The following is a 21,267-nucleotide window of genomic DNA, read 5'->3' as shown; positions in this document are numbered from 1 at the left end:
GGAGAGGGTTGGGTGAGGGGGGCCGCGCTCACCTCCGACACCCCGACACCCTCACCCCGACCCGCTCCCTCAGGGAGGGAGAGGGAGCTGCGCAACGCCACCGGCCCAGAGACCTGACCCATGAGCGGCACCACCAAGCTCGACCTCGACGCCGCCGCGCGGCTGGAGAAGGAGGTCGATTCGGAACTCCGCTTCCGCGACCTGAAGGGCTTCACGGCGCAGCTCGTCTCCGTGCTGCTCGTCGCGCTGTCGGTGTTCCACTACTACACCGCGGGCTTCGGCATCCTGACCGAGCACTGGCACAAGGCCATCCACCTGGCCGCCGTGCTCAGCCTGATCTTCCTGGTGTTCCCCGGCGGGCTGATGTCCATCGGCCCGCGCCTCGGCGGCGTGCCGGTGCTGGACTGGATCTTCGCGGGCCTGATCATCGCGGCGACGATCTACCTGCCGCTGATCTTCGACGACCTGACCTTCCGCATCGGCAACCCGTCCGACACCGACGTGCTGATGGGCACCATCATGGTGGTGCTGGTGCTGGAGGCGACGCGGCGCGCCATGGGCCCGATCCTGCCCATCATCGTCTGCGTCTTCATCGCCTATGCCTTGTGGGGCAACTACCTGTCCGGCGTGCTGGCGCATCCGGGCTCCGACTGGGCCGGCTTCGTCAACCATGTGTACCTGACCGGGGAGGGCATCTTCGGCATCCCCGCCAAGGTCGTCGCCACCTTCGTCTTCCACTTCGTCCTGTTCGGCGTGATCGCGACAAGGATGGGCCTCGGCCAGTTCTTCATCGACCTCGCCAGCGTCATCGCCGGGCGTTATCCGGGCGGTCCGGCCAAGGTCGCGGTGCTGGCGTCGGCCATGTTCGGCTCCATCAGCGGCTCCTCCATCGCCAACACCGTTACCACCGGGTCGCTGACCATCCCGGCGATGAAGAAGATCGGCTACAAGCCGCACTTCGCCGGCGCGGTGGAAGCCGCCGCCAGTGCCGGCGGGCAGATCACGCCCCCGATCATGGGCGCCGCCGCCTTCGTCATGATCGAGTTCCTGGAAATCCCGCTGACCACGCTGCTGATCGCGGCCGCGGTGCCGGCGGCGATGCATTTCTGGGGCGTCTTCGTGCAGGTGCATTTCGAGGCCAAGCGCCTCGGCCTGCGTGGCATGACGGAGGAGGAGATTCCGAAGCTGTGGCCGACGGTGCGCGACGGCTGGCCCACGGTGATCCCGCTGATCCTGCTGGTCTGGGTCATCGTCGATGGCTACACGCCCTACCTCGCCGCCTTCGTCGGCATCACCGCCTGCGTCATCGTCGGCTTCATCAACCCCCGCAACCGCCTGACGCTGCGCGACCTGTGGGAGGCGCTGGACATGGGCGCGCGCTATGCGCTCGCGGTCGGCGCGGCGGCGGCCGCCGTCGGCATGGTGGTGGGCGTGGTGACGCTGACCGGCGCCGGCTTCCGGGTCGGCTTCATCGTGACCCAGGCGGCTGCCAGCACGGCGCAGTGGTTCGCGCCGATCTTCGACATCCTGCCAGCGGGCTTCGGCAGCCTGGCCGGGCTGACGCTGTTCCTGACTCTGCTGTTCGTGGCGCTGATCTGCATCGTCATGGGCGCCGGCATCCCGACCACGGCGCTGTACATCGTGCTGGCCGCCATCGCCGCGCCGGCGGTGATCCAGCTCGGCGTGCCGCCCTTGGCCGCGCACCTGTTCATTCTCTACTACGGCATCCTGGCAGACCTTACGCCGCCGGTCTGCGTCGCGGCCTATGCGGCGGCCGGCATCGCCGGGTCCAACCCGTTCCGCACCGGGCTGACGGCGTTCCGGCTGGGTGCCGCCAAGGCCACCGTGCCCTTCGTCTTCGCCTATGCGCCGGTCATGCTCATCATGGTGGACGACTTCACCCTGGCCAGCTTCCTGTTCGTCACCTTCACCTGCGCGCTCGGCGTGCTGGTGCTGGGCATCGGGCTGACCGGGTACGCCTTCACCCATATGGGGATCGGGTCGCAGGTCGGGCTGGTGCTGGCGGCGCTCATGACGATCTCGCCGAGCGGGCCGCTGACCGCGGTGGGCGTCGCCATCGCCGCGCCGATCCTGGTGTGGAATTTCGTGCGCAGCCGGCGCGACCGGCCGGCGCTGGCCTGAACGGCCTGGCGCCGGGTCAGACCGGCGCCAGCCCCACCGTCAGCCCGCCGCAGACATACAGCACCTGCCCGGTGACGAAGCCGCTGCGCGCATCCAGGAAGAACTGCACGCCATGCGCCACATCCTCCGGCGTGCCGAGCCGCTTCACCGGCACGCCCTCGATGATGGCGCGGGTGCGCGGGCTGTTGTCGGGATTGGCGCGCTTGAACAGCTCCGTCGCGATCGGGCCCGGCCCGATGGCGTTCACCGTGATGCCGTCGGCGGCCAACTCCAGCGCCCAGGTTCGCGCCAGACCGATCAGCCCGGCCTTGCTGGCCCCGTAGGCGGTCCGCAGTTCCTTCCCGAGCGCGGCGCGGGAGGCGATGTTGACGATGCGCCCGAACCCCGCCGCCCGCATCGCCGGCAGCAGCGCCTGCGCCGCCAGCACCGCGCTGCGCAGGTTCACGTCCATCACCGTCGCCAGGTCCTCGACCGAGGTCTCCTCCAGCGAGGCCGGCTTCACCACGCCGACATTGTTCACCAGCCGCGTCGGCGCGTGCTTGTCCGAGATTTCGGCCAGGACCGCCCGCGTTGCGGCAAGATCCGAGAAGTCGCACTCGCAAAAGACCTCGCGCGGCAGCGGGGCATCCGGCGGCCGCAGGTCCAGGTTGACCACGCGCCACCCGGCCTCCGCCGCCCGCTGCGCCACGGCGCGGCCGATGCCGCCCGAGCCGCCGGTCACCAGCACGGCTTCAATCACCTGTAGGTTTCCTCCAGCCAGTTGGTCAGCCGGTCCGCCAGGCTTTCCCAGCCGGCATCCAGCATCATCGCATGCGCCATGCCGTCCAGCAGCGCGAAGGGCGCGGCGTGCCAGGCGGCGGTGCGGACCACGGCATCCGGCGGCACCAGCGGGTCCCGCCGGCCGCCGAATACCACCGCGGGCTTGCCGAGGCCCCAGGCCGGCGGCACCGGCTGCGGCGCCTGGGCCTCCAGCAGCGCCACCCGGCTTTCGACGCCCATGCGGGACAGGTGGTGCAGCGCCAGGATGTCCGGCAGCGCCGGGCCGAACAGGGCGCGGCGCAGGATGGCGGCCTCGGCGCTGGTGCCGGCCGGTTCCGCCATGCGGGCCACGGCGCGCCACAGCGGCGGGTCGGCCATCGCCAGTCGCCAATTGGCCCAGGCCAGCCCCTCCGGCGGCACCGGCGCCAGCAGCGCCATGCCCGCCACCGCCGGCGCATCCAGCAGCCGCTGCGCCACCAGGCCGCCGAGCGAATGGCCGACCAGCACCACGCGGCGGCGCAGCGCGCCGAGTGCCGCCCGCGCATCCTCGGTGAAGTCGGCGAGGCCCGCCGGCCGCCCCTCCCGCGCCCGGTTGAAGCCGGGGGCGAACACCTCGAACCCCGCGCTGGCCAGCCGGCTGCCGAAACCCTCCGCCCAGACCCAGGGGCCGCAGGCCGCGCCGTGCAGCAGCAGCAGCGCCGGCGCCCCGGCGCGGGCGGCCGGAGGCTCCCAGGCCAGCATGGTGCCGCGGGCGAAGTTCAGCTCGAAGGGGTCGGGGGCGCGCATCCCGGCCATGGTGGCAAGGCGCGCGGGCCGCGACAACTGTTCGGCACCCGGCATCACGCGCTATCGTCAGCCCATGCCGCACGGACCAGACCCCATGCTGGCGACCATCGTCGCCTGCATCCTGCTCGCCTTCATCATGGGCTCCGGCGCGCGGCTGCTGCGGCTGCCGGCGCTGATCGGCTACATCGCCGCCGGCATGCTGATCGGCCCCTGGCTGCCCGGCGCGGTGGCCGAACGCGGCATGGTCTCGGCCATGGCGGAAATCGGCGTGGCGCTGCTGCTGTTCAGCATCGGCCTGCATTTCCGGGCAAAGGATCTGCTGGCGGTCTGGCGCGTGGCGGTGCCGGGGGCGGTGGCGCAGATTGCGGTGGCGCTGCTGGTCGGCGCCGCCGTGGGCCATGCGCTGCTCGGCCTGGCGCCGGTGCCGGCGCTGGCCTTCGGGCTTGCGCTCGCCATCTCCTCCACCGCGGTTGCCACCAAGTCGCTGGAGGAGCGTGGCAAACTCGGTGGCGCCGCCGGGCGCCTCGCGCTGGGCTGGCTGGTGATGCAGGACCTGGTCGTGGTCTTCGCGCTGGTCCTGCTGCCGGCGCTGGCCGGGCAGGGCGAGGACTCGCTGGCGCTGGAACTCGGCAAGGCGGCGCTGTCGCTGGTCGCCTTCGTGCTGCTGATGGTCCTGGTCGGCCGCCGCGTGCTGCCCTGGGCGCTGAAGCTGGTGGCGCGCGGTGGGTCGCGGGAATTGTTCACCCTGGCAGTGCTCGCCGCCGCGCTCGGCGTCGCGGCGCTGGCGTCTTCCCTGTTCGGGGTGTCCTTCGCGCTCGGTGCCTTCTTCGCAGGGGTGCTGCTGGGGGAGAGCGATGTCGGCCACCAGGCCGCCGCCGAGGCGACGCCGCTGACCCGCATCTTCTCCGCCATCTTCTTCGTCTCGGTCGGGCTGCTGCTGGACCTGTCGCAGGTCTCCGGCCAGCCGGTCGCGTCGCTGGCGGCCACCGTCTCCGTCATGCTGGCGATCGGCGGCAGCGTGCTGGTGCTGCTGCTGCTGATGGGCACGCCGCCGCGCGTCGCGCTGCTGGTCGCCGCCGGGCTGTCGCAGATCGGCGAGTTCTCCTTCCTGCTGACCGAAGTTTCCATCCGCCAGGGCCTGCTGCCGGAATCCGTGCGCGGCCCGGTGCTGATGGCCGCCATCGGCAGCATCATCGCCACCCCCTTGCTGCTGAAGGCGGCGGAGGCTTTGGCGCCGCATTTCGAGCGCCGCATGGCGCACCGCACGCCGAAGCCGCGCCCCGCCACGCCGCCCGCGCCGAGGCCGGTGCTGGCCGACCACGCCATCGTCGTCGGCGCCGGCCGGGTCGGCGCCACCATCATCGGCGCGCTGCGCCGCCACCATTTGCCGCTGATCGTGGTGGAGGAGGACCGTGCCGGTGCCGAGCGCCTGATCGCGGAAGGCATTCCCGCCATCTGGGGCGACGCCAGCCGGCCGGAGGTGCTGCACGCTGCCGCCCCGGAACGCGCCCGCATCCTGATCCTGGCGCTGCCCGGCGCGCTGGAGGCGCGGGAGGTGCTGCGCCTGGCCCGGCAGTACAACCCCGCCATCCTGACGGTGGTGCGCAGCCACACGGAAACCGAGGCGATATGGCTGGAGGGCGAGGCCGGCGTCGGCCTGGTGATGATGGGCGAACGCGAGATTGCGCTCGGCATGGCGGACTACGCCATGCAGCGACTCGGCATCGCCGCCAGCACGGCACAGGCGACGGTGGACGTGCTGCGGCGGCGGAAGCTGCCGGACGTCAGCGTCGGCTGACAGGATCCGGCCGGTTCGGCTCCAGCGATAGGCCATGTCGGATGCCGGCGCGGATGACGGAGGAGGTCCGGCGATGCGGACCTGCCCCGTGCGGCCTACGGCGTCGCAAGCCGAAAGACCCGATCAAGTATGCAGTACCGTATCAACCGGATTGCGAGTTCCCGTGCTTCCGCTGCCAACCCATTCGGCGGGCCATAGGGCGTGTTGTTGGCGTCGACCACGTAGATGCGCCCATCATCGAGGTCCCGCAGAACGTCGAGTTCGCCATACTCGAGACCGATATGCTGTGAAAACAGCACGATCAGCCTGAGTTCTCCCGGCGACATCACATCAAGCGGTGAGCAGATGCGAGCCCAGCTGTTGGTGTTGGAGAACCGCGTCGCATGGGGGCGGAACTTGAGGTAGATGAAGGGGATGCGCCCAAGCACGATGGGCACGCGGAAATCGCAGACGTAGTTGCCGACCTGATTGTTGACGACCCGTTCGTAGGCGGTCCCCGGTTTGGCTGCCTCGATGGGGAAGCGCATGATCCGGCCATCATGGGCCGCGTTCTGGCGTGACTTGGCGACCCCCTCGCCAACGTGCGCCAACGGATCGATTCCAACGCTGTACCCGAAGACCCGTTCGAAACCCAGCGAGACTGACCGCTTGTCGCAGTTGAAGTGGGTATCGTTGATGATGTGAGCCGATGCCGGAATCGCCGCCCGCAGGTCAGGCGGGATCGCATACCGTGAGTGTGGCGCCCACCTGATCCACGCTTCGTTGGGAACCGGATCACCGACCCGATCCGGCTCGCTTACGGAACGCACGTCGAGGCAGCCTTGCGCGAGGTGTCCAAGCACGGACGGTTTGAAGTGATCGAACTGCCCCACGACATTCAGGCGAGGGCGGAAGGACTTGAACGCCTCCAGGCGCTTGACCAGGCGCGGGAAGTCTTCGGCTTCGGTAGCGCTTTCGTCGGTCACGTTGATTTCGTGTCCCTTATCTTTCTCTTGGGTTGAGACTCCTAGCACCAGCTCCGGGCAGGCGAAAGCTGGCTTGGTCATTGACAAACCGTCCAGACGGTATAGTTCCATCGCAATGAACGACAGCCCGCCCCTTACCGACGCCCGCACCCGTATCCTCGATGCCGCGGAGGCCATCGTGCAGGCGCGCGGCGTGCCGGCGCTGACGCTGGAGGCCGCGGCGCGGGATGCCGGCGTGTCCAAGGGCGGGCTGCTGTATCACTACGCATCCAAGGAGGCGCTGCTGACCGGGATGCTCGGCCGGCTCGCGGCCACCATCTCGGCGGATTTCGACACCACCGTCGCCAACCAGGCGGAAGGTCCGGGCCGCGCCGCCCGCGCCATGCTGGCCTGGGCCTTCGACGAACCCTCCGCCGCCTGCGCCAACCAGGACCGCGCCGCGGCCGTGTTCCTGGCCGCCTTCCACCACGACCCGGCCCTGCTGGACCCGGTGCGCGCCGTCTTCGCCCGGATGCGCGCGGCGCTGGCCGCCGACGCGCTGCCGCCAGGGGCCGCGCAGGCCATCATGTGCGCGACCGACGGCCTGTTCATGGCGCATCTCTTCGGCCTGTACAGCCTGAACACCGAGGAACTGGCCGAGGTCCGCCTTGCGCTGGAACGCCTGCTGGAGCCGGTGGCATGACCCGCCGTGGCAGGCTCGCGGGCGCCGTCGCGCTGGTCCTGGTGGCCGTGGGCGGTGGCTATGTCGCGCTCGGCGGCGCGGCACAGCCGGCCGCTCCGCCGCCGGCCGCCGCACCGGCCGGCCCGGTCGGCGTCGGCGCGCTGGGCCGCGTCGAGCCGGCGTCGCGCATCCTGCGCCTGTCGCCCGGCAACAGCCAGCAGGGCACCCGCATCGGCCGGCTGATGGTGACGGAAGGCGCCACCGTCTCCGCCGGCCAGGTCGTCGCCGAATTCCATGATGCCGCGCTGAAGGATGCAGCCCTCGCGGAGGCCGAGGCGCAGCTTGCGCAATCCCGCGCCCGCCTGGCCCGCACCCGCGCCGCCGGCCGGCCCTCCGAGGTCGCCGCCCAGCGCGCCCGGGTCGAGGCGCTGCGCGCCGCCGAGGCCTCCGCCCGCCGCGAGGCCGAGCGCGCCGAGCGCCTGCAGGCCAGCGGCGCCGGCGCCGAGGCGGTGGCCGAAAGAGCCCGCTTCGCCGCCACCCGCGCCCGTGCCGAACGCGCCGAGGCCGAGGCCACGCTCGACACGCTGCTGAGCCCGCGCGCCGAGGACCTGGCGCTGGCCGAGGCCGAACTTGCCGCCGCCGAGGCCGCGGTCGCCCGCGCCCGTGCCGAGGCCGGCCTGGCCCGCCTGCGCGCCCCCATCGCCGGCACCGTGCTGCGCGTGCTGGCCCGCGCGGGGGAGGGGGTGGGCACCGACGGCGTGCTGGAACTCGCGGACCTGTCCGCCATGGACGTGGTCGCCGAGATCTTCGAGACCGACCTGCCGCGCCTGCGCCCCGGCGCCACGGCCGAGATCCTGGTGCCCGGCGAAGCGCGCCGCTTCGCGGCGACGGTGCGCGAGATCGGCTGGCAGGTGCGCCGCGTCACCCAGGCGACGACGGACCCGGTGGCGGCGGTGGATGCGCGCACGGTGGAGGTGCGCCTGACGCTCGGCGCCGATGGCGTGGCGGCGCTGGCGCGGCGGTCCAACATGCAGGTGCAGGTGGCGATCCGGCCATGAACGAGTTTTCGCGAATCTCCCCCGAGTTCAGCGCCGAGCCGCTTCCGCTGCTGCCCTGGGCGCCGGAACGCAACGGCGAGGCCATCCTGCCCGCTCCACCACCGCGGCCCGGCTTCTGGGCGCGGCTTGTCGCATGGCTCGGCCTGCATGCCTGACGGCGCGCTGCCCCGCGCCGCGACGCTGCGGCGCCCGCCCGGCATCGGTACCGGCACGCTGCTGGCGGTGCGTCTGGCCTGGCGGCAGCTGTGGTCGGAGAAGGCGCGCCTCGCCTCCGCCATCGCCGGCGTGATGTTCGCCTGCGTGCTGGTCTTCATGCAGCTCGGCTTCCGCGCCGCGCTGTTCGACAGCGCCACGGCCCTGATCGGCGCCATGCGCGGCGACCTGTTCCTGATGCACCCGCTGACCACCGCCAGCTTCCGCCCCGAACCCTTCCCGCGCGTCCGTGCCTACCAGGCGCTCGCGCTGCCGGAGGTGGAGCGCGCGGTGCCGGTCTACCTGGCGCAGGCCACCTGGCGCAGCCCCGAGGATGGCAGCCGCCGCGCCATCCAGCTCATCGGCGTCGACACCGATGCGGGGGTGCTGGAGTTTCCCGGCCTGGCGCCGATCCTGGAGCAGTTGAAGCGCGCCGACACCATCGCCTTCGATGCGCGATCCCGCCCCGAATTCGGCGCCGTGCCGCGGCTGCTGGCGGAACGCGGACCGTTCGAGGTGCAGGTCGGCAACCGCGACATGCTGGTGGTCGGGCTGATCGAGATCGGGCCGTCCTTCGGCGCCGACGGCAACATCGTGCTGTCCGACGTGAATTTCCGCAGGCTGGTGAAGGAACGGCTGGTCTCCGCCGTGGATCTCGTCGCGATCCGGCTGCGGCCGGGCAGCGATATCACGGCGACGCAGCAGCGGCTGCGGGAGCTGCTGCCGGCGGATGTGGCGGTGCTGACGCAAGCGGAGCTGAACGCGCATGAACGGCGGTATTGGGAGGAGGCGACGCCGATCGGCTTCATCTTCGCCTTCGGCAGCCTGATGGGCCTCGTGGTCGGCATGGTCATCGTCTACCAGATCCTGTTCTCCGACATCGCCGGCCACCTGAAGGAATACGCGACGCTGAAGGCGATGGGCTATTCGAACGGCTATCTCGGCCGCGTCGTGCTGGGCGCCGCGCTGATCCTGGCGGTCGCGGGCTTCATCCCCGGCCTCGCCATCTCCGCCTTCCTGTACGACGTGGTCGGCGGCGCCACCTTCCTGCCGCTGGCTATGGACATCGCCCGCGCCACCAGCGTCTTCGCCATGATCTTCACCATGTGCGCGGTCGCCGGCCTGCTGGCCATGCGCAAGCTGCGCGATGCCAATCCGGCGGACATGTTTTGACCGCCCCGCCGCAAAAGCCCTCTCCCCCCTTGGCGGGGGTCGGACGCATGCGTCCGACGGTGGGTGAGGGGGTCCTGGCCGTATCCAGTGTGCCTTCGCCCGTCCTGCTCACCGGCGTGACCTACGCCTATGGCGAAGGCGAGCTGCGCCGCCCCGTGCTGCGCGATGTCGACCTTTCGGTCGAGCCCGGCGAGATCGTGCTGCTCACCGGCCCCTCCGGCAGCGGCAAGACCACGCTGCTGACGCTGATCGGCGCCCTGCGGGCGATGCAGGACGGCAGCGCCCGCGTGCTGGGGCAGGAATTGCGCGGCGCCCATGAACGCACCCGCGTGGCGCTGCGCCGGCGCATCGGCTTCATCTTCCAGAACCACAATCTGCTGGGCTTCCTGACGGCGCGGCAGAACGTGGCGATGGCGATGGAACAGGATGGCACGACCACGGAGGCCGGCCGCCTGTCCCGCGCCGCCGAGATCCTCGGCCAGGTCGGCCTCGCCGACCATGTCGACAAGCTGCCCTCCCAACTCTCGGGCGGCCAGCGCCAGCGCGTCTCCGTCGCCCGCGCGCTCGCCACCGACCCCGGCCTGGTGCTGGCGGACGAACCCACCGCCGCGCTCGACAAGGCCAGCGGGCAGGAGGTGGTGCAATTGCTGCGCGGCCTGGCGAAATCGCGCGGCGTGCCGATCCTTCTGGTCACGCATGACCCGCGCATCCTGGACATCGCGGATCGCATCGTGGCGATGGAGGATGGCCGCATCGTCGCCGGCGATCACGCTCCTCGGGCCTGACAGGGACAGCTTCGATGCAGCGCTTCATCTACACCGCCGCGCCGATGCGCGTGGTCTTCGGCGACGGCACGCTGGCGGAGCTGGGCGAGGAGGTGGCCCGCCTCGGCCTGGCCCGCGTCGCCCTCCTCGTCACGCCGTCCCAGGCCGCGCGCGGCGAGGCACTGGCCGCGCAACTCGGCCCGCTGGCCGCCGGCGTCATCGCCCGCGCGGCGATGCATGCGCCGGTGGAGGTGACGGAGGCGGCGCTGGCCGAGCTGGGCGCGATGCGCGCCGATGGCCTCGTCGCCGTCGGCGGCGGCTCCGCCATCGGCCTCGGCAAGGCGCTGGCATTGCGGACGGACCTGCCGCAGGTGGCGGTGCCGACGACCTATGCGGGATCGGAGATGACACCGATCCTCGGCCAGACCGCGGGTCGCGAAAAGCAGACCATCCGCTCGGCCAAGGTGCTGCCGGAGGTGGTGATCTACGACGTGGCGCTGACCATGGGCCTGCCCCCGGCACTGACCGCGACCAGCGGCCTGAACGCCATGGCCCACGCGGTGGAGGCGCTGTACGCGCCGGATGCGAACCCGGTGACATCGCTGATGGCGGAGGACTCGATCCGCGCCCTGGCCGCTGCCCTGCCCGTGCTGGTGGATCGGCCCGCGGACCGGCCGGCGCGGGCGGAGGCGCTGCGCGGGGCCTGGCTCGCAGGGGCCTGCCTCGGCACCGTCACCGTCTCCCTGCACCACAAGCTGTGCCACGTGCTCGGCGGCAGCTTCGGCCTGCCGCATGCGGAAACCCACGCGACGGTGCTGCCCCATGCCGCCGCCTACAACGTCCCGGCGGCGCCGGAGGCGATGGCGCGCGTGGCGCGGGCGCTGGGGGCGTCGGATGCGGTGGAGGGGCTGTTCGCCCTGTCCGCCCGCATCGGCGCGCCGCGCAGCCTGGCGGCGCTGGGCCTGCGGGAATCGGACCTCGACCAGGCGGCGGAGATTGCCGCGGCCAACCCCTACGCCAATCCGCGGCCGGTGACGCGGCAGGGCATCCGGGACCTGCTCGGCGCCGCCTTCACCGGGCGCTGAGGGTTCATACCAAATCCCATTGATTGGAACCTGCGCCCGCCGAAGGCGGATCGGCATCCCCTCCGCCACCGCGCCAGCCAGCTTATGACGGACCGACCCGGATGCTCGAGACTTACAAGGCGGTGATCGGTCACGATCACCGGGATTTGGTATCAGCGCATTTCCGCCGCCCAGGCCCGCACATTCTCCAGCAGCCCGAAGCGCGCGACCTGCGCCTGGGTGGCCTCGCCCAGTTCCATCAGTCGTTGCAGCCCGGTCAGCAACTGGATCCGGCAGTGGTCGAGCCGGCGGCCGGTCAGCGTCTCGTAGCGCGGCAGGATGCGGCGGGTCAGGTCGGGGTCGATGAAGCTCTGCGCCACGAAATCCCGGTGCAGCGCCCCGAAGCCGCTGCCGGCGAAGTCGAACACGCCGTGCAGGCGGCCCGCCGCATGGTCGAAGGCGAGGTTCCAGCCATGCGTGTCGAAATGCCCGAACACGGTGCCGCCCGGGTCCGGCGGCAGCGCGGCGCAGTCGGCCGCGGTCCGCTCCGCGAAGCTCCGCAGGTCTGGGGGCAGGCGTGGCCAGGCGTCGCGCAGGATGCTGTCAGGCGAGGGCCAGTCCCACATCGCCGCGGCACCGGCCTGCCGCAGCAGGGCCGGGTCCAGCCGGTGCAGTTCCGCGGCGAACCGGGCCAGATCCTCCGCCAGCCGGTCGCGCGCCGGCTCCGGCTGTGCAGCGTAGTGCGGGGCCAGCAGCGTCTCGCCGGGCAGCCTGCGGTGCCAGGCGAAGGCGGGCGGGCCAGGATGGACCTGCGTGCGCGGCACCGGCAGGGTGAGGGCCGGCGCCAGAACCGCCAGCAGCCGCGCCTCCCGCGCCAGCTGGGCGTGGCCGCGTTCGAATCGGGGAAAGCGAAAGATCAGCGCGCCGTCGACATCGATGGCGAGGCTTTCCCAGCCATCCGCCAGTTCGGTGAAGCGGGCGCCCGCAAGGTCCGGGAAGGCGGCCAGGATCGCGTCCCGCGCCGTCCGCATCAATCCGCCTTGGCGCTGGCGTCCGACCGGGTGGTGCCGACGCGCTGGGCCAGTGCGGCGGCCATGAACTCGTCGATCTCGCCATCCAGCACGGCGGCCGGGTTGCCCTTCTCCACGCCGGTCCGCAAATCCTTCACCATCTGGTAGGGCTGCAGGACATAGCTGCGGATCTGGTGGCCCCAGCCGATATCGGTTTTTCCCGCTTCGACCGCGTCGCTGATCGCCTCCCGCTTGCGCAGTTCCAGCTCATACAGCCGCGCCTTCAGCATCTCCATCGCGATGGCGCGGTTCTTGTGCTGGCTCCGGTCCTGGGTCGAGGCCGCGACCACGCCGGTGGGCAGGTGGGTGAAGCGCACGCCCGATTCGGTCTTGTTCACGTGCTGCCCGCCGGCACCGGAGGCACGAAACGTGTCGGTCTTCAGATCGGCCGGATTGATCTCGATCTCGATCCGGTCGTCGATCACCGGATAGACATAGACGCTGGCGAAGCTGGTCTGCCGGCGCGCCGCCGCATCGAAGGGGCTGATGCGCACCAGGCGGTGCACGCCGGTCTCGGTCTTCAGCCAGCCGAAGGCGTTGGGGCCGGAGACCTGGATGGTGGCGGACTTGATGCCGGCCTGCTCGCCGTCGGATTGTTCGGTGAGGGACAGCTTGTAGCCGCGCTTTTCCGCCCAGCGGGTGTACATGCGGAGCAGCATCTCGGCCCAGTCCTGGGCCTCCGTGCCGCCGGCGCCGGCGTTCACTTCCAGGTAGGCGTCGTTCTGGTCGGCCTCGCCGGCCAGCAGGCTTTCCGTCTCGCGGTGCTTCACCTCCGCGGCGAAGCGCTGCATGTCGGCGACCGCGGCATCGGCGATGGCGGCATCGCCCTCGGCCTCGGCCATCTCGATCAACTCGAGCGCATCGGCCACGTCGCGTTCCAGCTTCTGCACGCCCTCGATCTGGGCGGCCAGGCGGTTGCGTTCCCGCATCAGGGCCTGGGCGGCATCCGCCTTGGTCCAGAGGTCCGGGTCCTCCGACTTCGCGTTCAACTCCTCCAGCCGCCGCACCGCCTCATCCCAGTCGAGATGGGCGCGGAGCAGGGCGAGGCCCTCGGCGATCTGGGTCTTCAGGTTCTCGGCATCGGCGCGCATGGCGGGTTCACTAGTGCCCGGCCGGGCGGCTGTCGAGACTTGGGCGCCCTATGCCAGCGCCTGGGCGATCCGTGATGCCAGGCGCCGCGCCACCTCCTCCTTCGGCAGGCGCGGCCAATCCTCCACGCCGGCCGCCGTCACCAGGTGCACGGCATTCTCCGCCCCACCCATCACGTCGCCGGAGACGTCGTTCGCCACGATCCAGTCGCAGCCCTTGCGGAGGCGTTTCTGCTGCGCCTGCGCCACCACATCCTCGGTTTCCGCGGCGAAGCCCACCACCAGCCCCGGGCGCTGCGCGGGGTGCTGCGCGACGGTCGCCAGGATGTCCGGGTTCAGCACCAGGGCGAGGCCCGGCGGCGGCGCGCCCGGCACCTTCTTCATCTTCTGCGCGCCGACATCGGCCGGCCGGAAATCCGCCACCGCGGCGGCGAACACCGCGGCATCCGCCGGCAGTGCCGCCTGCACCGCCGCCAGCATGTCCCGCGCGCCTTCCACCCGCACCACCGCGACGCCCGCCGGGTCCGCCACCGCGACCGGGCCGCTGACCAGCGTGACGCGCGCGCCGAGGGCGGCCAGCGCCACCGCGATCGCATGGCCCTGCCGCCCGCTGCTGCGGTTGGCGATGTAGCGCACCGGGTCGATGGCTTCCTGCGTCGGCCCGCTGGTCACCACCACATGCCGCCCGGCGAGCGGCCCGTCCGCCAGCAGCGCCTGGATCGCGGCGAACAGCGTGGCGGGTTCGGCCAGCCGGCCGGGGCCGGACTCCGGCTCCGCCATCGCGCCGTCCTCCGGCCCCACCCGGTGCACGCCACGCGCCGCCAGGGTCCGCATGTTCGCGACGGTCGCCGGATGCGCCCACATCGCCGGGTTCATCGCCGGCGCCACCAGAACCGGCGCCCGCGTCGCCAGCAGCACGGTCGAGGCCAGGTCATCCGCCAGCCCCGCCGCCATCTTCGCCAGCAGGTCGGCCGAGGCCGGCGCCACCACCACCAGGTCCGGCCAGCGCGCCAGCCGGATGTGGCCGATCTCGGCCTCCGCGGCCCAGAGGTCGTCATGCACCCGGGCGCCCGAGATGCCGGCCAGGGCCTCCTTCGTCACGAAGCGGGCGCCGCCGGCGGTCAGGATGGGGGTCACGGCATGGCCGGCGCGGCGTGCCAGCCGCACCAGTTCCAGCGCCTTGTAGGCGGCGACGCTGCCGGAGACGATGAGCAGGAGGTTGGCCATGCCGGAAGCGTAACCCGCCGCTTACCGTCCGGCGAGGGGCTCAGAGGGCGTTTGAGAATGCCGGCGGCTGAGGGTTCGCCAGGGATCTTGTGTTCCTGCCAGGCCCCGAGCGCAGCCGATGCTGATTGCATCGGCAAGCTTGGCAACGCCGCAGGGACGGAAAAGCCCAGCGAAACCGACCCGCCGGTGTTCTTACCCACCGGTGTTCTCAATCGGCCTCTCAGCCGCCGCGTGCCACCACGCGCTGCGCCACGTTCCGCCAGGTGATCCAGGCCTGGTCCGCCTGCGCCCCGGACTGCGCCGCCGCCAGCGACGCGGCGGTGAGTGCCGCCCGTGCGGCCTCCCGCTGCGCCCCGCCGCGATCCTCCACAGCCTGCCGCGCGCGTCCCAGCGCGGCCTCGGCCGTGGCATGGGCGCGGGCGGCGCTGCGGAACTGGTCCATCAGCCCGCGCGCCTCGGCGAAATCCGCCACCAGCGCGGCGAGGTCGGCGCGGCCGGGCACCTCCGCCGGCAGGCGTTCCAGCAGGCCGCGCAGCGCCTGCAGCCGGTCCGTGCCGCCGGGCAGGCGGGCGATGTCCCGGTCCAGCGAAAGCTCGCGCCAGACGGGCGGCAGCGGCTCCGCCAGCGCCGGGTCCCACAACGGGATGGTCTGGGGCTGGCTGCGTTCCCACTCCCAGCTTGGCGTCGTGGGCGCCCCCTCCAGCCGGGTCTCGACGCGCAGGCCGAAATCGCCCTCCGCCAGCGGCGTGAAGCGCGGGGTCTCGCCCCGCCGCACCGGCAGATCCACCACCATCGTGCCGCGCGCCGCGCCACCCTCGATGGCCAGCGTCTCGGTGTGGACAAGGCGCAATGTCGCCACCACCTGGCCGCGCCGCAGCACCACCGAGACGGGCGTCGAGGAATCCCGCGCGGCCCGCGTGACTTGCACCCCCTGGTCGCGCGCGAAGGCGAGGATGCGGGCCTCCCCCGGCGGCGTGCCGCGCAGCTCCGCATCGCCGAGGAAGCCGCCAGATTCGGCACCGGAGCTGCCGAAAACCGTGACGAGGCCGGCCGGCAGCGGATGCGCCGCCTCGTTGCGCAGCCGCACCGCCTGCAACGGATGCCGCGCGGCGAAATCCTGCACCCACCACACCCGCTCCGCCGCCAGCCGCACATCCAGGAAGGGCAGGTTCGCGGTCTCTCCGGCGCGGATCGTCACCGGGTCCGCCAGGGTGAAGGCGACCCGGCCGAGCGAAGTTTCGGCTGCGGCCTGCGCCACGGAAGGTGCCGCCTCCGCGACCGGTGCGGGCATCGGCGCGGCGCGCAGCGCCATGCGGCCCGGCGCCTCGGCGGCCGCCCGCGGCGGCGGTGGCGGCACCGGGCGGCCGCCGGTATCGGCGCGCACCGCGACCGGACCGGTGCCGAGGATCGGCAGTTCCGGCCGCGGCAGCAGCACCGGGGAATACAGCGCCTGGCGGAAGGCCGCCGCCTCGCCGGAGACCAGCGACAGGCGGATGCCGTTCCAGTCCGAGCCGCTGTGGTTCTCCACCACCGCCCAGCCCATCAGCCGCGCCTGCCCGCCGGTTGCGCCGAAGCCCGGCACCGCCAGGCGCCAGGAGGGTTTCCACAGCGGCGCCCCGGCGACATAGGTCAGCGCCACCTCCCGCGCCGCGCCGGCGCCCGCCCGCAGCGCCACGGCCAATTGCCGCGTATCCGCGCTGCCGGCTTCCGCCAGCGCCTCCGCCGCGCGGGCGAGGCGGGCGGCGAGGCCGGCATCGAGCAGGCGGACCTCGTCTTCCTCCCGCAGCCGCAGGCTGCGCAGGCCGGTCGCCGTCAGCAGGGTGACGCGCAGGCCGGCCTCGGTCTCGGTCGCCTCGGCGATGCGCCCCTCGGCATCGCCGAGCGCGGCGCGCTGGCCGCGCAGGGCGTTGAGCAGCGCGGCGCGGCTTTCGAAATGCTCGGGTCGCACCGGCAGGCCGCGGAAGGCTTCGGCCAGCAGGTCCTGGCCCGGCAGGCGCAGCCCCTCCACCCGCCCGGCCGGGTCCGCCACCACCAGTGATCGCAGGATGTCGTCCACATCGGCGAGCGGCACGCGGAAGGTGAGGGTGGGGTCGCCCGGCTCCACCGGCCCGGCGCGTTCCACCTGCGCCAGCCCGGCGGAGGACAGGGTGACGCCGCGCACCGGCAATTCGGCGGCCAGCGGCGCCCCGAATGCGGTGCCGGCGAGCAGCAGGGCAACGAGGCTGCGGCGTGCGGTCATGCGGGCGGGGTCCTCGGCGGGTGGTGGCGCAGCAGGAAGGCGTGGAAGCTGGCATGGTCCGGCTCCAACTCCACCCGCCACCATTCGGGCGGCGTCTCGGCCAGGCGGCGCAGGCTGCCCGGGCGCGGCACATGCGGGTTGGCGACGAAGCCGATGGTCCGGCCATCCTGTTCCAGGACGGCACCCTCGGCCTCGCCCGCCGGCAGGTCCAGCCCATCCTGTCGTCGCGCCGGAATCGGGATGCGGTCGAGGCTTTGGCGCGGCCGCAGCGGGTCGATGCGCGGCAGATCCGCGCCCTCGGCGGAGATGCCGCCGTCCGGGTGCAGCAGCAACCAGTGCCGGCTGAGCCGGCGCGGCGCCTCCCCGAAAATCCAGACGCAGTGGCCGAGGACCAGAGCGACCACCGCCAGCACCCAGCCGAGCTTCAGCCAGGCGGGCAGCGCCGCGCGCCAGGATGGCGGCACCCGCGCGCCCCACAGGATCGGATCGTCCAGGATCGGGTCCAGCGCCAGCAGCAGCAGAAGGCCACCGGCGAGGATGGCGGCGGCCAGCGGCAGGGCGCGCGGCTGGTCCGTGGCGATGCCAACCAGGTCGCGCAGCAGCGCGCGCAGCTCACCGCCGGGCGGGCCGGGCTGGTGCGGCGCGAAGATGCGCGCGGCCAGGCGCTCCGCCTGCCCATGCCGGCGGCGCGCGCGGGCCTGCCACGCGGCGCGGTGGATCAGCCCGAGATAGGCCAGCGCCAGCAGCAGCCCGAGGAGAAGGAAAAAGTCGGCCACGAACATCGGCGCATCCTGTCACGAATCGTAGCCCGGAATGTTGCGCCGCATGTCACCTTGCGGGCGGCGCCACCGGGCGCCACGCTGGCCCGCATGTGCGAACCCCCTCGACTGGTCCCGGGCGCGGAGCTGCTGCGCTTCTACGCGCTGGCCGGACGCCCGGTGGCCCAGGTGCTTTATCCGGATGGTGGGATCGGCGTCGTGGAACTGCGCCCGGGGACGGGCCTCCTCGTCCCGACCTACGCCATTTATGTGCGGCTGCGGGAGGGATCGGTGGACCTCGACGCGATCGACCGCGAGGCCTTCCGGGCGTTGCTGCGGCAATGGCGGGCACCGGTGGCCGCGGCGCTGGTGGCGCAGCCGATCGCCTGGACGCGGACCGGCGATGGCGAGTTCCCCTGGCGCGCCGCGCGGGCGGGGCAGCCGCTGCTGCTCCGCGTCAACGACCACCCGGCCGAGCCGCTTTACTCACTGATGTCGGCAGGCCAGGTCCTGGGCCACCTGGAGGACTGGCCACCCGCCTGGACGAAGGCCTAGCGCAGCCGCCGCCCGACCAGCCAGGCGAGGCCCAGGCAGGTCAGCCCGATCCCAAGGAAGACCAGCGCGAAATCCGCCTCCACCGGCACGGCGATGCCGGGGGAGCCGGCATAGCCACGGGTCCGGATCTCCCACCCCGTCGCCAGGCTGAACAGCGCCAGTGCGCCGGTGCCGGCCAGGGCGATGCCGAGGGCCAGCAGGACGAAGCGCAGCACGCGCATCAGCCGCCCCGGCTCACCCGCCGGGTGCTCCCTGGGTGTTGACATACAGGCTGTACAACGAATGCGCCGCGGCCATGAACAGCCGGTTGCGGTGCCGTCCGCCGAAGCAGACATTGGCGCAGCGTTCCGGCAGGTCGATGAAGCCGATCGGCGTGCCTGCGGCGTTGAACACCTTCACGCCATCCATCCCCGGCCCGCCCATGCCCCAGCCGCACCACAGATTGCCGTCGACATCGACGCGGAAGCCGTCCGGCGTCTCGCCCGTCTCGCAGCGCACGAAGACGCGGCGGTTGCGGAGCGTGTCGCCGGCGCAGTCATAGGCCAGGATGTTGCGCGGCTCCGACCGGCTCTCGATGACGTAGAGGATCGTCTCGTCCGGGCTGAAGGCGAGCCCGTTCGGATGGTCCACATCATCCGCGACCAGCGTGATGGCGCCGGTCTGCCCGTCGACGCGATAGACGTTGGTATGCGGCAATTCGGGCGTGTGCCGCTCGCCCTCGTAGAAGCCGCCGATGCCGAAGGGCGGGTCGGTGAACCAGATGCTGCCGTCGGATTTCACCACCACGTCGTTCGGGCTGTTCAGCCGCTTGCCCTCGAAATGGTCGGCGATGACGGTGATGGCGCCGTCATATTCGTGCCGGATCACCCGGCGGCCGCCATGCTCGCAGGCGACGATGCGGCCCTGGCGGTCCCGCGTATGGCCGTTGGCGTTGCCGGACGGCTTGCGGAAATGGCTGACGGCACCCGTCTCCTCGTCCCAGCGCAGCACCCGGTTGTTCGGGATGTCCGACCACAGCAGGCAGCGCTGGTCGCCGAGCCAGACCGGCCCCTCGCCCCAGCGGCTGCCGGTCCATAGCCTTTCCACCGAGGACAGCGGCAGGCGCAGCTTGTTGAAGGCCGGGTCCAGCGTGCGGATCGCGGGGTCGGGGTAGCGCAGGCTTTCCTGCCAGGTCATCGGGGTTCCTCCTTGTGCCGGCCGGGCCTCTCTTGGCGCCGGGCGGGCCGGCGGCCATGCTGGCGCGATTGGGGCAGGAGGGGAACCATGGGTCCATGGCCGGCGCGCATCGCCGACGAGACGGCGCTGGAGGAGGTGATGTCCCGCCCCGACCCGGCGCTGGTGGCCGACCTGGCGCGCGCGCCGGGGGACCTTCTGGTGCTCGGCGCCGCCGGCAAGATGGGCCCGACCCTGTGCCGCCTGGCGAAGCGGGCCGACCCGGCGCGGCGCGTCATCGCCGTGGCGCGCTGGTCGGAGGCCGGGCTGCGCGAACGCATGGAAGGCTGGGGCATCGAATGCCTGGCCGCCGACCTGATGGACGATGCCGCGCTGGCCGCGCTGCCGGATGCGCCGAATGTGGTTTTCATGGCGGCACGCAAATTCGGCAGCACGGGCAACGAGGCGCTGACCTGGGCGATGAACGTGCAGCTTCCGGCCCGTGTCGCCGCGCGCTGGTCAGCCTCCCGCATCGTGTTCTTCTCCACCGGCAACGTGCTGCCGATGTGGCCGGTGAACGGCCCGATGCCGGATGAGGCGGCCGCGCCATCCCCGATCGGCGACTACGCCGCGAGCTGCCTCGGCCGCGAACGCGCCTTCCAGCATGCCGCGGCGTTCCGCGGCACCGCCTGCTTCGGCATAAGGCTGAACTACGCCATCGATTTGCGCTACGGCGTGCTGCACGACGTCGCGACGAAGGTCGCCACCGGCACGCCGGTGCCGCTCGCCATGGGCCACGCCAACGTCATCTGGCAGGGCGACGCCAATGCCTGGACGCTGCGCGCCCTGGCGCGGGCCGACGCCACCTGCCCGGTGCTGAACGTGACGGGGCCGGAGACCGTGTCGATCCGCTGGCTGGCGCAGCAATTCGGCCAGCGGCTGGGCCACGACGTGACCTTCGCCGGAGAGGAAGCGCCGACCGCCCTGCTGTCCAACGCCGGCCGCGCCTTCGCCACCTTCGGCTATCCCACCGTGCCGCTGCTGACCCTGGTGGAGTGGGTCGCGGATTGGGTGGCCGGCGGTGGCCGCGCACTCGGCAAGGCCACGAAGTTCGAGGTCCGGGATGGGCGTTTCTAGCCCCACGCACCAGCTCTCGGCCCGCGCCAGGGCCACCCGCCAACGCATCCTGGATGCCGCGCTGGTGGAGTTCGCCGAGAAGGGCATGGCCGGCAGCCGTGTGGACGAAATCGCAGCGCGGGCCGGTGCCAACAAGCGCATGCTCTACGCCTATTTCGGCAGCAAGGAAGAACTCTGGCTGACCGTGCTGGAACAGGCCTACGCCGCCAAGCGCGCGGAGGAGCGGGAGCTTTCCGTGGACAGCCTGCCGCCGGCCGAGGCGATGGCCAGCCTGGTCGCCTTCAACCTGCGCTACACCAGCCGCCATCCGGAATTCGTGGCCCTGCTGAACCAGGAAAACCTGCACCGCGCCGCCTATCTGCAACGCTCCGAACAGGTGCCCGCGCTGTATTCGCCGATGCTGGCGGCGCTGACCACGGTGCTTGCCCGCGGCGCGGCGGCCGGAGTGTTCCGGGACGGCGTGGATGCGATGCAGCTCTACATCTCCATCCTGGCGCTCGGCCATTTCTACGTTGCCAATCGCCACACCCTGTCCACCATCTTCGGCACGAAACTGGACACCGAGGCCGCGATCGCGGCGCGGGAGGCGCATATCGCCGAGGTCGTGCTGGGCTTCCTGCGCCCTTGACCTGAGCCCCTTGACCTGAACCCGGGCCGGAGACAAAGTAACCACCCGGTT

21 protein-coding genes are annotated in these 21,267 nt (G+C 72.1%); 11 read left to right on the top strand and 10 right to left on the bottom strand.

The features are described 5' to 3' along the window. Nucleotides 1-120: 120 nt before the first annotated feature. Complete coding sequence (locus ACFHPP_RS09790; protein ID WP_437163083.1) at nucleotides 121-2,142, top strand: TRAP transporter permease; 2,022 nt, start codon at nucleotides 121-123, stop codon at nucleotides 2,140-2,142. Nucleotides 2,143-2,158: 16 nt separating this feature from the next. On the opposite strand, the gene ACFHPP_RS09785 is transcribed toward ACFHPP_RS09790, so the two are convergent. Both ACFHPP_RS09785 and ACFHPP_RS09780 read right to left on the bottom strand, forming a co-directional pair. Further along, entirely contained in the window at nucleotides 2,159-2,881 is a 723-nt protein-coding gene (locus ACFHPP_RS09785; RefSeq protein WP_437163082.1) for an SDR family oxidoreductase, read from the bottom strand. Beyond that, nucleotides 2,878-3,741 carry an alpha/beta hydrolase gene (locus ACFHPP_RS09780; RefSeq protein WP_437163081.1) on the bottom strand — a complete coding sequence of 288 codons (864 nt, stop codon included), beginning with the start codon at nucleotides 3,739-3,741 and terminating at the stop codon, nucleotides 2,878-2,880. Before ACFHPP_RS09780 ends, ACFHPP_RS09785 begins: the two co-directional genes overlap by 4 nt. A gap of 40 nt (nucleotides 3,742-3,781) precedes the next feature. Here ACFHPP_RS09780 and ACFHPP_RS09775 point away from each other — a divergent pair, with 40 nt between their 5' ends. After that, the gene (locus ACFHPP_RS09775; protein WP_437163080.1) at nucleotides 3,782-5,485 is read left to right on the top strand and encodes a cation:proton antiporter; all 1,704 of its coding nucleotides are present in this window, start codon (nucleotides 3,782-3,784) and stop codon (nucleotides 5,483-5,485) included. 95 nt (nucleotides 5,486-5,580) lie between these two features. Here ACFHPP_RS09775 and ACFHPP_RS09770 read toward each other — a convergent pair whose 3' ends face one another. Beyond that, nucleotides 5,581-6,531, bottom strand: a complete 951-nt coding sequence (locus tag ACFHPP_RS09770; protein ID WP_437163079.1) for a hypothetical protein — start codon at nucleotides 6,529-6,531, stop codon at nucleotides 5,581-5,583. A 34-nt stretch (nucleotides 6,532-6,565) separates the two neighbouring features. On the opposite strand from ACFHPP_RS09770, the gene ACFHPP_RS09765 reads away from it, so the two are divergent. Genes ACFHPP_RS09765 through ACFHPP_RS09740 form a run of 6 tightly spaced genes read left to right on the top strand, consistent with a single transcriptional unit; the run spans nucleotide 6,566 to nucleotide 11,383 of the window. Then, nucleotides 6,566-7,132 (top strand): TetR/AcrR family transcriptional regulator, encoded by a 567-nt coding sequence (locus ACFHPP_RS09765; RefSeq protein ID WP_437163078.1) that lies wholly within the window; start codon nucleotides 6,566-6,568, stop codon nucleotides 7,130-7,132. Continuing rightward, the gene (locus tag ACFHPP_RS09760; RefSeq protein WP_437163077.1) at nucleotides 7,129-8,169 is read left to right on the top strand and encodes an efflux RND transporter periplasmic adaptor subunit; all 1,041 of its coding nucleotides are present in this window, start codon (nucleotides 7,129-7,131) and stop codon (nucleotides 8,167-8,169) included. Before ACFHPP_RS09765 ends, ACFHPP_RS09760 begins: the two co-directional genes overlap by 4 nt. Then, nucleotides 8,166-8,324 carry a hypothetical protein gene (locus ACFHPP_RS09755; RefSeq protein ID WP_437163076.1) on the top strand — a complete coding sequence of 53 codons (159 nt, stop codon included), beginning with the start codon at nucleotides 8,166-8,168 and terminating at the stop codon, nucleotides 8,322-8,324. Before ACFHPP_RS09760 ends, ACFHPP_RS09755 begins: the two co-directional genes overlap by 4 nt. Next, nucleotides 8,317-9,534 carry an ABC transporter permease DevC gene (gene devC, locus ACFHPP_RS09750; protein ID WP_437163075.1) on the top strand — a complete coding sequence of 406 codons (1,218 nt, stop codon included), beginning with the start codon at nucleotides 8,317-8,319 and terminating at the stop codon, nucleotides 9,532-9,534. The genes ACFHPP_RS09755 and devC overlap by 8 nt, the downstream gene beginning before the upstream one ends. A 47-nt stretch (nucleotides 9,535-9,581) precedes the next feature. Continuing rightward, nucleotides 9,582-10,319, top strand: coding sequence for an ATP-binding cassette domain-containing protein (locus ACFHPP_RS09745; protein ID WP_437163074.1), 738 nt, complete (start codon nucleotides 9,582-9,584; stop codon nucleotides 10,317-10,319). Nucleotides 10,320-10,333: 14 nt separating this feature from the next. After that, nucleotides 10,334-11,383 (top strand): maleylacetate reductase, encoded by a 1,050-nt coding sequence (locus ACFHPP_RS09740; RefSeq protein WP_437163073.1) that lies wholly within the window; start codon nucleotides 10,334-10,336, stop codon nucleotides 11,381-11,383. Nucleotides 11,384-11,535: 152 nt separating this feature from the next. Here the strand turns inward: ACFHPP_RS09740 and ACFHPP_RS09735 are convergent, their stop codons facing one another. From ACFHPP_RS09735 to ACFHPP_RS09715, 5 genes are all read right to left on the bottom strand, one after another. Beyond that, on the bottom strand, nucleotides 11,536-12,393 hold the full coding sequence (locus ACFHPP_RS09735; RefSeq protein WP_437163072.1) for a phosphotransferase family protein: 858 nt from the start codon (nucleotides 12,391-12,393) through the stop codon (nucleotides 11,536-11,538). Next, on the bottom strand, nucleotides 12,393-13,523 hold the full coding sequence (gene prfB, locus ACFHPP_RS09730; protein WP_437163071.1) for a peptide chain release factor 2: 1,131 nt from the start codon (nucleotides 13,521-13,523) through the stop codon (nucleotides 12,393-12,395). Before prfB ends, ACFHPP_RS09735 begins: the two co-directional genes overlap by 1 nt. A 48-nt stretch (nucleotides 13,524-13,571) precedes the next feature. Then, on the bottom strand, nucleotides 13,572-14,747 hold the full coding sequence (gene coaBC, locus ACFHPP_RS09725) for a bifunctional phosphopantothenoylcysteine decarboxylase/phosphopantothenate--cysteine ligase CoaBC (RefSeq protein ID WP_437163070.1): 1,176 nt from the start codon (nucleotides 14,745-14,747) through the stop codon (nucleotides 13,572-13,574). 220 nt (nucleotides 14,748-14,967) lie between these two features. Next, entirely contained in the window at nucleotides 14,968-16,986 is a 2,019-nt protein-coding gene (locus tag ACFHPP_RS09720; protein WP_437163069.1) for a DUF4139 domain-containing protein, read from the bottom strand. Then, nucleotides 16,983-17,762: a hypothetical protein gene (locus tag ACFHPP_RS09715; protein ID WP_437163068.1), complete on the bottom strand. Its 780-nt coding sequence runs from the start codon at nucleotides 17,760-17,762 to the stop codon at nucleotides 16,983-16,985. The genes ACFHPP_RS09720 and ACFHPP_RS09715 overlap by 4 nt, the downstream gene beginning before the upstream one ends. Nucleotides 17,763-17,819: 57 nt before the next feature. On the opposite strand from ACFHPP_RS09715, the gene ACFHPP_RS09710 reads away from it, so the two are divergent. Continuing rightward, on the top strand, nucleotides 17,820-18,299 hold the full coding sequence (locus tag ACFHPP_RS09710) for a hypothetical protein (protein ID WP_437163067.1): 480 nt from the start codon (nucleotides 17,820-17,822) through the stop codon (nucleotides 18,297-18,299). Here ACFHPP_RS09710 and ACFHPP_RS09705 read toward each other — a convergent pair. Together ACFHPP_RS09705 and ACFHPP_RS09700 are read right to left on the bottom strand one after the other, a co-directional pair. Further along, nucleotides 18,296-18,520, bottom strand: a complete 225-nt coding sequence (locus ACFHPP_RS09705) for a hypothetical protein (RefSeq protein WP_437163066.1) — start codon at nucleotides 18,518-18,520, stop codon at nucleotides 18,296-18,298. The two genes, ACFHPP_RS09710 and ACFHPP_RS09705, sit on opposite strands and share 4 nt — an antisense overlap. Nucleotides 18,521-18,533: 13 nt before the next feature. Then, nucleotides 18,534-19,475 (bottom strand): SMP-30/gluconolactonase/LRE family protein, encoded by a 942-nt coding sequence (locus ACFHPP_RS09700; RefSeq protein WP_437163065.1) that lies wholly within the window; start codon nucleotides 19,473-19,475, stop codon nucleotides 18,534-18,536. Nucleotides 19,476-19,562: 87 nt separating this feature from the next. On the opposite strand from ACFHPP_RS09700, the gene ACFHPP_RS09695 reads away from it, so the two are divergent. Continuing rightward, complete coding sequence (locus ACFHPP_RS09695; protein ID WP_437163064.1) at nucleotides 19,563-20,588, top strand: NAD-dependent epimerase/dehydratase family protein; 1,026 nt, start codon at nucleotides 19,563-19,565, stop codon at nucleotides 20,586-20,588. Continuing rightward, nucleotides 20,575-21,216 carry a TetR family transcriptional regulator gene (locus ACFHPP_RS09690; protein ID WP_437163063.1) on the top strand — a complete coding sequence of 214 codons (642 nt, stop codon included), beginning with the start codon at nucleotides 20,575-20,577 and terminating at the stop codon, nucleotides 21,214-21,216. The genes ACFHPP_RS09695 and ACFHPP_RS09690 overlap by 14 nt, the downstream gene beginning before the upstream one ends. The last annotated feature ends 51 nt before the right edge of the window (nucleotides 21,217-21,267 follow it).

Source organism: Falsiroseomonas sp. E2-1-a20, from assembly GCF_051433195.1.
Lineage (GTDB): Bacteria > Pseudomonadota > Alphaproteobacteria > Acetobacterales > Acetobacteraceae > Falsiroseomonas.
Note: the sequence above shows the minus strand (reverse complement) of the source record. Positions and strands in the feature narration are given on the sequence as shown.

Excerpts from the sequence above, each read along its gene's own strand:
- prfB (WP_437163071.1), bottom strand. The coding sequence starts at position 13,523 with ATGCGCGCCGATGCCGAGAACCTGAAGACCCAGATCGCCGAGGGCCTC.
- ACFHPP_RS09765 (WP_437163078.1), top strand. The coding sequence starts at position 6,566 with ATGAACGACAGCCCGCCCCTTACCGACGCCCGCACCCGTATCCTCGAT.
- devC (WP_437163075.1), top strand. The coding sequence starts at position 8,317 with ATGCCTGACGGCGCGCTGCCCCGCGCCGCGACGCTGCGGCGCCCGCCC.
- ACFHPP_RS09705 (WP_437163066.1), bottom strand. The coding sequence starts at position 18,520 with ATGCGCGTGCTGCGCTTCGTCCTGCTGGCCCTCGGCATCGCCCTGGCC.
- ACFHPP_RS09720 (WP_437163069.1), bottom strand. The coding sequence starts at position 16,986 with ATGACCGCACGCCGCAGCCTCGTTGCCCTGCTGCTCGCCGGCACCGCA.
- ACFHPP_RS09735 (WP_437163072.1), bottom strand. The coding sequence starts at position 12,393 with ATGCGGACGGCGCGGGACGCGATCCTGGCCGCCTTCCCGGACCTTGCG.
- ACFHPP_RS09690 (WP_437163063.1), top strand. The coding sequence starts at position 20,575 with ATGGGCGTTTCTAGCCCCACGCACCAGCTCTCGGCCCGCGCCAGGGCC.
- ACFHPP_RS09740 (WP_437163073.1), top strand. The coding sequence starts at position 10,334 with ATGCAGCGCTTCATCTACACCGCCGCGCCGATGCGCGTGGTCTTCGGC.
- ACFHPP_RS09745 (WP_437163074.1), top strand. The coding sequence starts at position 9,582 with ATGCGTCCGACGGTGGGTGAGGGGGTCCTGGCCGTATCCAGTGTGCCT.
- ACFHPP_RS09775 (WP_437163080.1), top strand. The coding sequence starts at position 3,782 with ATGCTGGCGACCATCGTCGCCTGCATCCTGCTCGCCTTCATCATGGGC.
- ACFHPP_RS09770 (WP_437163079.1), bottom strand. The coding sequence starts at position 6,531 with ATGACCAAGCCAGCTTTCGCCTGCCCGGAGCTGGTGCTAGGAGTCTCA.
- ACFHPP_RS09695 (WP_437163064.1), top strand. The coding sequence starts at position 19,563 with ATGGGTCCATGGCCGGCGCGCATCGCCGACGAGACGGCGCTGGAGGAG.
- ACFHPP_RS09755 (WP_437163076.1), top strand. The coding sequence starts at position 8,166 with ATGAACGAGTTTTCGCGAATCTCCCCCGAGTTCAGCGCCGAGCCGCTT.
- ACFHPP_RS09780 (WP_437163081.1), bottom strand. The coding sequence starts at position 3,741 with ATGCCGGGTGCCGAACAGTTGTCGCGGCCCGCGCGCCTTGCCACCATG.
- coaBC (WP_437163070.1), bottom strand. The coding sequence starts at position 14,747 with ATGGCCAACCTCCTGCTCATCGTCTCCGGCAGCGTCGCCGCCTACAAG.
- ACFHPP_RS09700 (WP_437163065.1), bottom strand. The coding sequence starts at position 19,475 with ATGACCTGGCAGGAAAGCCTGCGCTACCCCGACCCCGCGATCCGCACG.
- ACFHPP_RS09760 (WP_437163077.1), top strand. The coding sequence starts at position 7,129 with ATGACCCGCCGTGGCAGGCTCGCGGGCGCCGTCGCGCTGGTCCTGGTG.
- ACFHPP_RS09790 (WP_437163083.1), top strand. The coding sequence starts at position 121 with ATGAGCGGCACCACCAAGCTCGACCTCGACGCCGCCGCGCGGCTGGAG.